The sequence below is a fragment of the Phytobacter ursingii genome (genome assembly GCF_001022135.1).
Taxonomy (GTDB): Bacteria; Pseudomonadota; Gammaproteobacteria; order Enterobacterales; family Enterobacteriaceae; genus Phytobacter; species Phytobacter ursingii.
In genome coordinates this window covers 2,747,777-2,760,766 of sequence record NZ_CP011602.1, presented here as the reverse complement: position 1 = coordinate 2,760,766, position 12,990 = coordinate 2,747,777, and the positions used below count along the sequence as shown (strand labels likewise).

The window sequence follows — 12,990 nt, the reverse complement described above, 5'->3', positions numbered from 1 at the left end:
CTGTTTGTTGAGAGTTGAGTTTCATGGAATCCCTGACGTTACAACCCATCGCGCGGGTAGATGGCACTATTAATCTGCCTGGTTCAAAAAGTGTTTCCAACCGCGCCTTGTTGCTGGCCGCCTTCGCACAGGGCACCACCGTACTGACCAATCTTCTGGATAGCGACGATGTACGCCATATGCTCAATGCGCTCAGTGCGTTGGGAGTTTCCTTTACGCTGTCTGCGGATCGTACTCGCTGTGAAGTAACCGGCGTCGGCGGGCCGTTAACGGCAGAAAAACCGCTGGAGTTATTCCTGGGCAATGCAGGAACGGCAATGCGTCCGCTGGCAGCCGCGCTGTGCCTTGGCAGCAATGACATTGTCCTGACCGGCGAACCGCGCATGAAAGAGCGACCGATTGGCCATCTGGTGGATGCACTGCGTCAGGGCGGCGCGCAGATTGATTATCTGGAACAGGACAATTATCCGCCTCTGCGCCTGCGCGGCGGGTTCATCGGCGGCAGTGTTGAGGTTGACGGCAGCGTATCCAGCCAGTTTTTGACTGCATTGCTGATGACCACTCCGCTTGCGACGCAGGATACCGTTATCTCCATTAAAGGAGACTTGGTTTCTAAACCCTATATCGATATTACGCTGCATCTGATGCACACCTTTGGTGTTGAAGTTGAAAATCAGCAATATCAGCGCTTTGTCGTGCGCGGTAATCAGCAGTACACCTCGCCCGGGCACTATCTTGTGGAAGGTGATGCTTCCTCTGGCTCTTATTTCCTTGCGGCCGGCGCGATTAAAGGCGGCACGGTGAAAGTCACTGGTATTGGTCGCAACAGCGTGCAGGGCGATATTCGTTTTGCCGATGTACTGGAAAAAATGGGGGCGGAGGTGGTATGGGGCGATGATTTTATTGCCTGTACGCACGGTGAGTTAAACGCCATTGATATGGATATGAACCATATTCCGGATGCGGCAATGACGATTGCGACGGCGGCGCTGTTTGCGCGTGGTACTACCACATTGCGTAACATCTATAACTGGCGCGTTAAAGAAACAGACCGTCTTTTTGCCATGGCGACAGAGCTTCGTAAAGTGGGCGCTGAGGTGGAAGAAGGCGAAGATTTTATTCGTGTGACCCCGCCTGCGCAGATCCAATACGCGGAAATTGGCACCTATAATGATCACCGTATGGCAATGTGCTTCTCGCTGGTGGCGCTATCGGATACCCCTGTCACCATCCTCGATCCGAAATGCACGGCCAAAACCTTCCCCGACTACTTCGAGCAACTGGCGCGTATCAGTACGCTGGGCTGATTCCTTTCCTTCAGTTTCTGACGCCGACATCTGTCGGCGTTGTTGGTTTTTTCACCTTGCTGCCTTCTCCGTTGAATGCTATTTTTTGCACATCAACTTATTTTAAGTTGATGATTTATATGTATTTTATATATTCAATCAACGGATGATTCACATGACAAATACAAAGAAATTCCTGGCATTAGCCGTGGCTGCGGTAGTGCTGGTAGGCTGCAAAAATATGAACGGGAATATGCTGGCCAGCTCAGGTGTTGCTGCCTTCAAAGCGGCGACATTATCGGATGCCGATGTCAAAGCGTTATCGAATGATGCCTGTAAGCAGATGGATGCCACCAACAAAGTGGCGGGCGCATCAAGTAAATATACAAAACGCCTGAACACAATAGCGAAAGCATTAGGCAACAATGCCGACGGCACTCCTGTTAATTATAAGGTCTATTTAACGTCGGATGTGAATGCGTGGGCAATGGCGAACGGCTGCGTCCGCGTTTACAGCGGCCTGATGGATCTGATGACAGATAACGAGGTTGAAGCGGTTCTGGGCCATGAACTGGGGCATGTGGCGCTGGGCCATTCGAAGAAAGCCATGCAGGCAGAATATGCGACGCTTGCCGCCCGTGACGCAATTTCTGCTACCAGCGGCGTTGCGGCCCAACTGTCCCGCTCACAGTTGGGGGATTTGGCGAATGGCGTGATCAATTCCGCCTTTTCCCGCAGTCAGGAGTCGGATTCGGATGATTTTTCCTATGACTTGCTGAAAAAACGCGGCATTAAAACGCAGGGGCTTGTGACCAGTTTTGAAAAACTGGCGAAAATGGGCTCCGGCCACGCGAAATCGTTATTTGATTCTCATCCGCCATCAGCGGAGCGCGCGCAGCATATTCGTGATCGTATCGCCGCAGATAAAAAGTAAATAATTGTCACTTTCGGGCTGGTATTCTTCCGGCCCTCTATAATTGCGCAAACCTTCTCCACTCAGAACGATTAATCCCGTTATTTATACCTGGTAGTAACGGTCATTGGCGTTGCAGCGTATAATGCGCGGCGTTCACGTTAACGGTATGCCTTTATGAAGGAGAAAAAGATGACGGCAATTGCCCCGGTAATCACCATTGATGGGCCTAGCGGTGCAGGGAAAGGCACTCTGTGCAAGGCAATGGCGGAAGCGTTGCAATGGCATCTACTGGATTCAGGCGCAATCTATCGTGTGCTGGCGCTGGCCGCGCTGCACCACCATGTTGATGTCACCTCAGAAGACGTACTGGTCCCGCTGGCAGCGCATCTCGACGTACGATTTGTCTCGACTGACGGCAACCTTGAAGTGATCCTTGAAGGTGAGGACGTGAGCGGTGAGATCCGTACGCAAGAGGTTGCTAATGCAGCATCGCAGGTTGCGGCGTTCCCTCGGGTACGTGAGGCGTTGTTACGTCGTCAGCGCGCTTTTCGCGAAGCGCCGGGCCTCATTGCAGACGGCCGCGATATGGGGACCGTCGTATTCCCTGATGCGCCAGTGAAAATTTTCCTTGACGCTTCCTCGCAAGAGCGTGCGCACCGCCGCATGCTACAGTTGCAGGAAAAGGGGTTTAGTGTTAATTTTGATCGCCTTTTATCCGAGATAAAAGAGCGCGATGACCGCGATCGCAACCGCGCCGTCGCCCCACTTGTTCCTGCAGAAGATGCCTTAGTGCTGGATTCTACCAGTTTAACTATTGAGCAAGTGATTGAAAAAGCGCTACAATATGCGCGCCAAAAACTGGCACTCGCGTAATTGCGACAGAATTAGCAGTACCCCCGCTGCAAAGGATTGACGGCGGGTATGTGAAACAACCCCATCCGGCACGGAGCCAGGTGGACGTTAATATTAACCTGAAGATTAAACATGACTGAATCTTTTGCTCAACTGTTTGAAGAATCCTTAAAAGAAATCGAAACCCGCCCGGGTTCCATCGTTCGTGGTGTTGTTGTTGCTATCGACAAAGACGTAGTACTGGTTGACGCCGGTCTGAAATCTGAGTCTGCCATTCCGGCTGAGCAGTTCAAAAACGCCCAGGGCGAACTGGAAATCCAGGTTGGCGACGAAGTTGACGTTGCTCTGGATGCAGTAGAAGACGGCTTCGGTGAAACCCTGCTGTCCCGTGAAAAAGCTAAACGTCACGAAGCGTGGATCACGCTGGAAAAAGCGTACGAAGAAGCTGAAACTGTTACCGGTGTTATCAACGGCAAAGTCAAAGGCGGCTTCACTGTTGAGCTGAACGGTATTCGCGCGTTCCTGCCGGGTTCTCTGGTAGACGTTCGTCCGGTTCGCGACACGCTGCACCTGGAAGGCAAAGAGCTTGAATTCAAAGTCATCAAGCTGGACCAGAAGCGTAACAACGTTGTTGTTTCTCGTCGTGCCGTTATCGAATCCGAGAACAGCGCAGAACGTGATCAACTGCTGGAAAACCTGCAGGAAGGCATGGAAGTTAAAGGTATCGTTAAGAACCTCACTGACTACGGTGCATTCGTTGATCTGGGTGGCGTTGACGGCCTGCTGCACATCACCGATATGGCATGGAAACGCGTTAAGCATCCGAGCGAAATCGTAAACGTTGGCGACGAAATCACTGTTAAAGTGCTGAAGTTCGACCGCGAGCGTACCCGTGTATCTCTGGGCCTGAAACAACTGGGCGAAGATCCGTGGGTTGCTATCGCTAAACGTTACCCGGAAGGTACTAAACTGACCGGTCGTGTAACCAACCTGACCGATTACGGCTGCTTCGTTGAAATCGAAGAAGGCGTTGAAGGCCTGGTACACGTTTCCGAAATGGACTGGACCAACAAAAACATCCACCCATCCAAAGTTGTTAACGTTGGTGATGTAGTGGAAGTTATGGTTCTGGATATCGACGAAGAACGTCGTCGTATCTCTCTGGGCCTGAAACAGTGCAAAGCTAACCCGTGGCAGCAGTTCGCGGAAACCCACAACAAGGGTGACCGTGTTGAAGGTAAAATCAAGTCTATCACTGACTTCGGTATCTTCATCGGCCTGGACGGCGGCATCGACGGTCTGGTTCACCTGTCTGACATCTCCTGGAACGTTGCAGGCGAAGAAGCAGTTCGTGAATACAAAAAAGGCGACGAAATCGCAGCGGTTGTTCTGCAGGTTGACGCAGAGCGTGAACGTATCTCCCTGGGCGTTAAACAGCTCGCAGAAGATCCGTTCAACAACTACGTTGCTCTGAACAAGAAAGGCGCGATCGTCACCGGTAAAGTCACTGCAGTTGACGCGAAAGGCGCAACCGTAGAACTGGCTGACGGTGTTGAAGGTTACCTGCGTGCTTCTGAAGCATCCCGTGACCGCGTTGAAGACGCAACTCTGGTTCTGAGCGTAGGCGACGACGTTGAAGCTAAATTCACCGGCGTTGACCGTAAAAACCGTGTAGTAAGCCTGTCTGTTCGTGCTAAAGACGAAGCTGACGAGAAAGATGCTATCGCAACTGTTAACAACAAACAGGAAGACGGTAACTTCTCCAACGCTATGGCAGAAGCCTTCAAAGCAGCTAAAGGCGAGTAATATTTCGCCATACTTTGGACTGCCAGACGGCTGTTAGTACATCGCCTCGGTAAATCACCGGGGCGATATTGCAAAGCAACCGTGTCTGACACGCGAAGTATGATGAGTATACTTGACAGATTACAGATTTCGTCCTGTAATCAAGCACAAAGGGCGGCTACGGCCGCCCTTGTTCAAGCTGTTAAGCTAATTTGCCTTGAAGGAAACCGGAGGAATCATGACCAAGTCAGAATTGATTGAAAGACTTGCCAGCCAGCAATCGCACATTCCCGCGAAAGCCGTGGAAGATGCGGTCAAAGAGATGCTGGAGCATATGGCCTCTACTCTTGCCCAGGGTGAGCGTATTGAGATCCGCGGTTTCGGCAGTTTTTCTCTGCACTATCGTGCACCCCGCACCGGACGTAATCCGAAAACGGGCGATAAAGTGGATCTGGAAGGGAAATACGTTCCACACTTTAAGCCGGGTAAAGAATTGCGTGACCGCGCCAATATTTATGAAGGTTAAGTTTCAATCTGTATTGAAACCTAATCATCGTGAAAAGCACCGACAGGTGCTTTTTTCATTTCTGCCCCCTGAGCCGTGGAAGACTGCTCGCATAATGCCTGTCTTTGGCTGCAAGTTCGTTTAAATCTGCCCACCTTCGCCGCAAAACAAGAAAATCATGCCAGACGGCTTGCGCAACGCCGGTCACACTTACCGCAACAAGGAGGTGGGCATGCCATTACCTGCGCTAGCGTTTTCCCTGAACGTAGGCATATTGCCACTATTATTTCTCCCAGTACTGCCTGAAATTGAACATGTCTGGATGATAATTGTTGCAGGGTGCCTGCTTGCCAGCAGACATCAGCGCTACATTCGTTATACCGGTTTTACGGTGTTATTTTTCGCCTGGGGATTGTTAGCAGCATTGCAGGCTATCTGGCCAACTCAACAGTTGCCGGGGGCGAATCGGCAGGTGAGGGTGGTGATAACCGGAACCGATCATGCAACAACACACTACGCTGAGATCACTCATCTGGACGGTAAGCGCATCATTCCTGCAGTAGGCATAACGCTCTACGGCGAATATTTGCCGCAGCCTGTGTGTGTTGGCCAGCAGTGGGATATGACTATCAGAGCGCGGCCTGTACATGGGCAACTGAATGATGGAGGATTTGATACTCAGCGTCACGCACTGTCGTCGCATTTACCGCTGACGGGTCGCTTCATTAATGCACAGATTGCGGATGCCCAATGTAGCTGGCGCGGTCAGTACCTGGATTCGCTGAGCACGCATCTGGAAGCGTACCCCTGGAGGGCAGTCATTCTGGCGCTGGGGCTTGGCGAGCGTTCTGCACTGGATCGCGAGGTGAAAGATATTCTGCGTCAGACGGGGACTGCCCATCTGATGGCGATATCCGGTCTGCATATTGCGCTAACGGCAATGCTTGGCGTGTTACTGGCAAGAGGGGTGCAGCGCTTTTTCCCCGCAAGACGAATTAACTGGCATTTACCGTTACTGATTGGCGTGGTCAGTGCTATCAGTTACGCCGGATTGACGGGAATGCAGCCACCCGCTTTTCGAACGACGCTGTCTATTGGAATATGGGCGGCGCTACGTCTGTCGGGACGCCAGTGGACACCGTGGCAGGTTTGGCTGTGCTGCATTGCTGGCATACTGTTTATCGATCCTGTCGCTGTCTTGTCGCAAAGTTTATGGCTGTCTGCATTCGCCGTCGCGGCGCTGATCTTTTGGTATCAATGGCTCCCATTACGGATACATACTCTGTGCAGGTGGCAGCGGATTCTCATCGACCTTCTTTATATCCAGGCTGGCATGACATTATTGCTAATGCCGCTGCAGATTTTGTCTTTTCACGGTCTTAGCCTGAGCTCAATGGCGGCAAATTTAATTGCTGTACCGTTGGTTACTTTTATCACTGTCCCACTCGTCCTTTTCGGGATGCTACTGCATCCAACCGGCCTGCAAAGTGTTGAGGCAGTTGTCTGGTATCTGGCTGATGGTTCTCTTGCGATTCTGTTCTGGTTTCTGCAACGCCTGCCGCACGGTTGGCTTGATGTGGATGCACGCTGGCTTGGGTTAGCCTGGCTCCCCTGGCTTTTTCTTGTCATGGGAAAATTGCACTGCTGGCGCTCCTTTCCTGCAATCGGTTTTACAGCAATCATTCTACTGCTGTTCCCTTTTCGTCCGACCCAGCGCGACGGTGACTGGGCTGTTCATATGCTTGATGTAGGCCAGGGGCTGGCGATGGTCATTGAGCGCAATGGTAAGGCTATTCTGTACGACACCGGGCTTGCCTGGCCTGGCGGGGACAGCGCACAGCAACTGATTACGCCCTGGTTACGTTGGCATCATCTGCAACCGGAGGGGATTATCCTCAGCCATGATCATCTTGATCATCGCGGTGGGCTTAATACGCTTCTCATCGACTGGCCATCGCTTTGGGTTAAAAGCCCATTAGGCTGGGCTGGTCATCAGCCCTGCTTTCGCGGTGAAAGCTGGCAATGGCAAGGGTTGACCTTCACAGCGCACTGGCCACTCAGAGATGCGCAAATGAAAGGAAATGATCGCTCATGCGTGGTCAAAGTTGATGACGGACAACAAAGCATACTGCTTACGGGAGATATTGAAACCGCAGGGGAAATGGGGATGATGAGCCATTACTGGCAGCATCTCCAGGCTACACTTATCCAGGTGCCTCATCATGGCAGCACCACTTCATCCTCGCTTCCTTTTATTCAAAGGGTTAATGGAACGGTCGCGCTGGTGTCTGCATCGCGTTACAACAACTGGCGTTTGCCGTCGGCAAAAGTGCAAAAACGCTATCAGCAACAGGCGTACCGGTGGTTTGATACACCTCATCATGGACAAATAACTGCCTTATTCTCGCGGCAAGGTTGGAAAATCTTGAGCTTACGTGAGCAAATTTTCCCACGTTGGTATCATCAGTGGTTTGGCGTACCTGGAGATAACGGGTAGAATATGCGGCTATTTCAACAAGTGCTGGTTTTTTGAATGCATAACGACAAAGATCTCTCAACATGGCAGACATTCCGCCGACTTTGGCCCATCATTGCGCCGTTTAAAACGGGTTTGATCGTGTCGGGAGTAGCGTTAATCCTCAACGCCGCCAGCGATACATTTATGTTATCGCTTCTCAAACCATTACTGGATGATGGTTTTGGTAAAACGGACCGCTCAGTGTTGCTGTGGATGCCACTGGTGGTTATCGGGCTGATGATTTTACGCGGCATCACCAGCTATATTTCTAGCTACTGTATTTCATGGGTTTCAGGCAAAGTGGTGATGACCATGCGCCGCCGCCTCTTTGGTCATATGATGGGGATGCCCGTATCCTTCTTTGACAAACAATCTACCGGGACACTCCTGTCCCGCATTACCTATGACTCTGAACAGGTCGCTTCTTCTTCTTCCAGTGCGCTGATCACTGTGGTGCGTGAAGGGGCATCTATCATCGGTCTGTTTGTGATGATGTTCTATTACAGCTGGCAATTGTCCGCCATTCTGATTGTGCTTGCGCCGATCGTCTCTTTTGCTATTCGCGTTGTGTCAAAGCGTTTTCGCAATATCAGTAAAAATATGCAAAACACGATGGGGCAGGTGACGACCAGTGCCGAGCAGATGCTGAAAGGGCATAAAGAAGTGCTGATGTTTGGTGGTCAGAGCGTCGAGACCAGCCGTTTTGAGAAAGTCAGCAATAAGATGCGTTTGCAGGGAATGAAAATGGTGTCGGCGTCTTCAATATCCGATCCAATCATTCAGCTTATCGCTTCGCTGGCGCTGGCATTTGTGCTTTATGCTGCAAGCTTCCCAAGCGTGATGGACACATTGACCGCCGGGACCATCACCGTGGTGTTCTCCTCCATGATCGCGCTGATGCGTCCACTGAAATCGTTGACCAACGTCAACGCGCAGTTTCAGCGCGGGATGGCGGCCTGCCAGACGTTATTCGCTATCCTCGATAGCGAGCAGGAAAAAGATGAAGGTACATTGGTTATTGAACGTGCAAAAGGTGACGTTGAGTTCCGTGATGTCACCTTTACTTATCCGGGGCGCGAGACGCCTGCGCTACGTAATATCAATCTGAGCATTCCGGCAGGAAAAACAGTGGCGCTGGTGGGGCGTTCAGGGTCAGGGAAATCGACCATGGCAAGCCTCATCACGCGCTTCTATGACATTGATAAAGGCCAGATCCTGATGGATGGTCATGACCTGCGTGAGTATAAGCTGACGTCACTGCGTAACCAGGTTGCACTGGTCTCGCAAAACGTGCACCTCTTCAACGATACCGTGGCAAATAATATTGCTTATGCCCGTACGGAAGAGTACAGCCGTGAGCAGATCGAACAGGCGGCGAAAATGGCCTATGCCATGGATTTCATCAATAAGATGGACAATGGTCTGGACACCATTATCGGTGAAAACGGCGTATTGCTTTCCGGCGGCCAGCGTCAGCGTATTGCGATTGCTCGTGCGCTGCTGCGTGACAGCCCTATCCTTATCCTGGACGAGGCAACATCGGCACTGGATACGGAATCAGAGCGTGCGATTCAGGCGGCGCTCAATGAATTGCAGAAAAACCGTACCTCACTGGTGATTGCCCACCGCCTTTCTACGATCGAACAGGCAGATGAAATCGTGGTGGTAGAAGATGGGCGCATCGTTGAGCGTGGAAGCCATAGCGAGCTTCTGGCGCAGCGCGGTGTTTATGCGCAGTTGCATAAAATGCAGTTTGGCGAATGATTGCGCGCATCTGGTCCGGCGAATCACCGCTGTGGCTGCTGTTATTGCCGCTGTCCTGGCTCTATGGTCTGGTCAGCGGCATTATTCGTTTGTGCTGGCGGCTGGGGTTAAAAAAAGCCTGGCGCGCACCCGTTCCCGTGGTCGTGGTCGGCAATTTGACCGCGGGCGGCAATGGCAAAACGCCGGTGGTTGTCTGGCTGGTTGAACAATTACAGCAGCGCGGTATCAGGGTGGGGGTAGTTTCCAGAGGGTATGGCGGTAAAGCCGCACACTACCCGCTGCTACTCACGCCTGAAACCACGACCGCCGAGGCGGGAGATGAGCCGGTACTTATTTTTCAACGTACAGGAGCGCCTGTCGCTGTGTCTCCCGCCAGGGTCGATGCCGTCAAAGCGCTTCTGACCGCTTCGCCAGTGCAGTTGATCGTTACCGACGACGGCTTGCAGCATTATCGCCTGCATCGTGATAAAGAAATTGTTGTTATTGATGGCGTGCGGCGTTTTGGCAACGGCTGGTGGCTTCCTGCAGGGCCGATGCGTGAACGGGCATCCCGACTTAAATCCGTTGATGCTGTGATCACGAACGGTGGTATTGCTCAGCCTGGCGAGATAGCTATGCGATTGCAGCCAGGGCTGGCCGTGAATTTGCTCACTGGTGAGCGCCGCAGTGTCAATGCGTTGCAAAATCTGGTTGCGATGGCCGGCATTGGTCATCCTCCGCGTTTCTTTGCTACGCTGCATGAAGCCGGTGCGCATCCGGTGAAAACCGTTGCCCTGGCCGATCACCAGGCGCTTTCCCCGCAGGATGTCTCAGCACTGATTGAGCCGGATCAAACACTTATCATGACGGAAAAAGATGCCGTCAAGTGTCGCCCCTTTGCGGAGCAAAACTGGTGGTATCTGCCTGTGGATGCGCATCTTGAGGATAAGCAAGCAGAGAAGTTGTTGCAGGAACTCTTAATTCTGGTGCGCTGACACTCTTGTCGGGGCGCGCCGTGTTCTACAACCGGGAAGCCTATGTCTGTGCCACAAATCACGCTGCAAACTGCCCGTCATCTTCACCTCGCTGCTCAGGGGTTACTGAGAAAACCATCCCGTCGCGCCACCCCTGGTGACGTCCTGAAGACAATTCAGCGTATGTCATTGCTGCAAATTGATACCATCAACATTGTGGCACGTAGCCCCTATCTGGTGTTGTTCAGCCGTCTTGGCAAATATCCTGCGCAATGGCTTGATGACGCGCTGAAAAATGGCGATCTGATGGAATACTGGGCGCACGAGGCCTGCTTTTTACCGCGCAGCGATTTTGCCTTATTCCGTCACCGTATGCTTGCCCCTGATAAGATGGGCTGGAAATATCGCCAGGCGTGGATGCAAGAGCATGCGCAGGAAATTGAGGCGCTCGTCGCACATATTCAGCAAAATGGCCCCGTTCGTTCGGCTGATTTTGAACATCCGCGTAAAGGGGCCAGCGGCTGGTGGGAATGGAAGCCACATAAGCGCCATCTTGAAGGGTTGTTTACCGCAGGGAAAGTGATGGTTATCGAGCGTCGCAATTTCCAGCGCGTTTATGATCTCACCCATCGGGTGATGCCAGACTGGAATGACGAACGCGACTTATTGACGCAGGCAGAAGCCGAGCACCTTATGCTTGAAAAAAGTGCGCGTAGTCTGGGCCTCTTTCGTGCCGAATGGCTTGCGGACTATTACCGTCTGCGCCGACCTGCGTTACCACTGCTGCTTGAGCGCCTGGAGGAAGAGGGCAAGATTGTCCCGGTGGACGTCGAAAAACTGGGCCCCGCCTGGCTACATACAGACCTTTTGTCACAGCTTGACCTCGCGACCGTTGGAAAACTGACAGCAACGCATAGCGCTGTGCTTTCACCTTTCGACCCGGTCGTGTGGGATCGCAAACGGGCGGAGCAACTGTTTGATTTTAGCTATCGTCTGGAGTGCTATACGCCTGCGCCAAAACGCCAGTACGGTTATTTTGTGCTGCCGCTGCTACATCGTGGCCGTCTGGTCGGGCGAATGGATGCCAAAATGCATCGCAAAGCGTCGATACTGGAGGTCATTGCGCTCTACCTTGAAAACGGTGTAAAACCGGGGCGCACGCTTGAAAAAGGGCTCATCAACGCAATTGGTGATTTTGCGCACTGGCAAGGTGCGCAGCGTGTTACCTTTGGATCTCTGCCGGAAGGGCTTTTTATTGATCATCGCCAGGGGCTGGAAATAGACGCAGCCTGACCACTGAATATGTTAAAATTTACGGATCACACGTCAGGTCCATCAGGAGGAAATATGGATCATCGGTTACTGGAAATCATTGCCTGCCCGGTTTGTAACGGCAAACTCTATTACAGCCAGGATAAACAAGAATTGATTTGTAAAGTGGATAGCCTCGCTTATCCCGTGCGCGAGGGCATTCCTGTACTGCTGGAAAACGAAGCCCGTTCATTAACAGAAGAAGAGAGTCGGCCATGAGTTTCGTTGTCATTATTCCAGCGCGTTATGCGTCCACCCGTTTACCAGGAAAACCCTTGGTTGATATCAATGGGAAACCCATGGTGGTGCATGTGCTGGAACGTGCTCGCGAGTCAGGGGCGGCGCGCGTGATTGTTGCGACCGACAATACTGATGTTGCGCGTGCGGTAGAAGCAGCGGGGGGAGAGGTCTGCATGACCCGCGCCGATCATCACTCCGGAACGGAGCGTCTGGCCGAAGTCGTCGAAAAATGTGGTTTCAGCGATGATACCGTGATCGTCAATGTGCAAGGTGATGAACCGATGATCCCGCCAGCGATTATTCGTCAGGTGGCTGAAAACCTGGCCGCTCGCGACATCGGTATGGCTACGCTGGCCGTGCCGATTCATCATGCCGAAGAAGCATTTAACCCTAACGCGGTGAAAGTGGTGACCGACGCGCAAGGTTATGCGCTCTATTTCTCCCGGGCAACCATCCCGTGGGATCGCGACCGTTTTGCGGCTTCTCGTGAGACAATTGGCGATACTTTCCTGCGTCATATCGGAATTTACGGCTATCGCGCCGGTTTTATCCGCCGTTATGTAAACTGGGAAGCCAGTCCGCTGGAAAATATCGAAATGCTGGAGCAGCTGCGCGTACTGTGGTACGGCGAGAAAATCCACGTGGCCGTTGCGACGGAAGTTCCCGGTACGGGCGTTGATACGCAGGAAGATCTTGTGCGCGTGCGCGCTGAAATGCGTTAATTTTTCCTTCTTAGTCCCCTCTCTCTGAGGGGATTTTCGTTTTTCCCGCAAATTCTCGTCATCATTTGATCTCATCAGGGTGACATCCCGGCATCCGGCGCTCATTATAAAAGCAGTAGTCTTCATGAGGGCAATCTG

Annotated in this window: 11 protein-coding genes; all 11 read left to right on the top strand. The window is 52.3% G+C overall.

Features of this window, described 5'->3' with window-relative positions; all coding sequences use genetic code 11:
* The first annotated feature begins 23 nt into the window (after positions 1-23).
* The 11 genes from aroA to kdsB all read left to right on the top strand — a co-directional run bounded on the left by aroA (position 24) and on the right by kdsB (position 12,852).
* Positions 24-1,307 (top strand): 3-phosphoshikimate 1-carboxyvinyltransferase, encoded by a 1,284-nt coding sequence (gene aroA, locus AB182_RS16540; RefSeq protein ID WP_047371055.1) that lies wholly within the window; start codon positions 24-26, stop codon positions 1,305-1,307.
* 154 nt (positions 1,308-1,461) lie between these two features.
* Entirely contained in the window at positions 1,462-2,220 is a 759-nt protein-coding gene (gene loiP, locus AB182_RS16535; RefSeq protein WP_047371054.1) for a metalloprotease LoiP, read from the top strand.
* Positions 2,221-2,391: 171 nt separating this feature from the next.
* Positions 2,392-3,075, top strand: a complete 684-nt coding sequence (gene cmk / locus AB182_RS16530) for a (d)CMP kinase (RefSeq protein WP_047371053.1) — start codon at positions 2,392-2,394, stop codon at positions 3,073-3,075.
* A 111-nt stretch (positions 3,076-3,186) separates the two neighbouring features.
* Positions 3,187-4,860: a 30S ribosomal protein S1 gene (gene rpsA, locus AB182_RS16525; protein WP_047371052.1), complete on the top strand. Its 1,674-nt coding sequence runs from the start codon at positions 3,187-3,189 to the stop codon at positions 4,858-4,860.
* Between the two features lie 217 nt (positions 4,861-5,077).
* The gene (gene ihfB / locus AB182_RS16520) at positions 5,078-5,365 is read left to right on the top strand and encodes an integration host factor subunit beta (protein WP_039078549.1); all 288 of its coding nucleotides are present in this window, start codon (positions 5,078-5,080) and stop codon (positions 5,363-5,365) included.
* Between the two features lie 211 nt (positions 5,366-5,576).
* The gene (locus AB182_RS16515) at positions 5,577-7,841 is read left to right on the top strand and encodes a ComEC family protein (RefSeq protein ID WP_047371051.1); all 2,265 of its coding nucleotides are present in this window, start codon (positions 5,577-5,579) and stop codon (positions 7,839-7,841) included.
* Positions 7,842-7,877: 36 nt separating this feature from the next.
* Positions 7,878-9,626 (top strand): lipid A ABC transporter ATP-binding protein/permease MsbA, encoded by a 1,749-nt coding sequence (msbA, locus tag AB182_RS16510; protein WP_047371050.1) that lies wholly within the window; start codon positions 7,878-7,880, stop codon positions 9,624-9,626.
* A complete protein-coding gene (gene lpxK, locus AB182_RS16505; RefSeq protein ID WP_047371049.1) occupies positions 9,623-10,600 on the top strand; it encodes a tetraacyldisaccharide 4'-kinase in 978 nt (325 codons plus the stop codon). Before msbA ends, lpxK begins: the two co-directional genes overlap by 4 nt.
* Positions 10,601-10,642: 42 nt before the next feature.
* Positions 10,643-11,872: a winged helix-turn-helix domain-containing protein gene (locus tag AB182_RS16500; protein ID WP_047371048.1), complete on the top strand. Its 1,230-nt coding sequence runs from the start codon at positions 10,643-10,645 to the stop codon at positions 11,870-11,872.
* Positions 11,873-11,926: 54 nt separating this feature from the next.
* Positions 11,927-12,109: a Trm112 family protein gene (locus tag AB182_RS16495; protein ID WP_039078554.1), complete on the top strand. Its 183-nt coding sequence runs from the start codon at positions 11,927-11,929 to the stop codon at positions 12,107-12,109.
* A complete protein-coding gene (gene kdsB, locus AB182_RS16490; protein WP_047371047.1) occupies positions 12,106-12,852 on the top strand; it encodes a 3-deoxy-manno-octulosonate cytidylyltransferase in 747 nt (248 codons plus the stop codon). Before AB182_RS16495 ends, kdsB begins: the two co-directional genes overlap by 4 nt.
* Positions 12,853-12,990 lie beyond the last annotated feature (138 nt).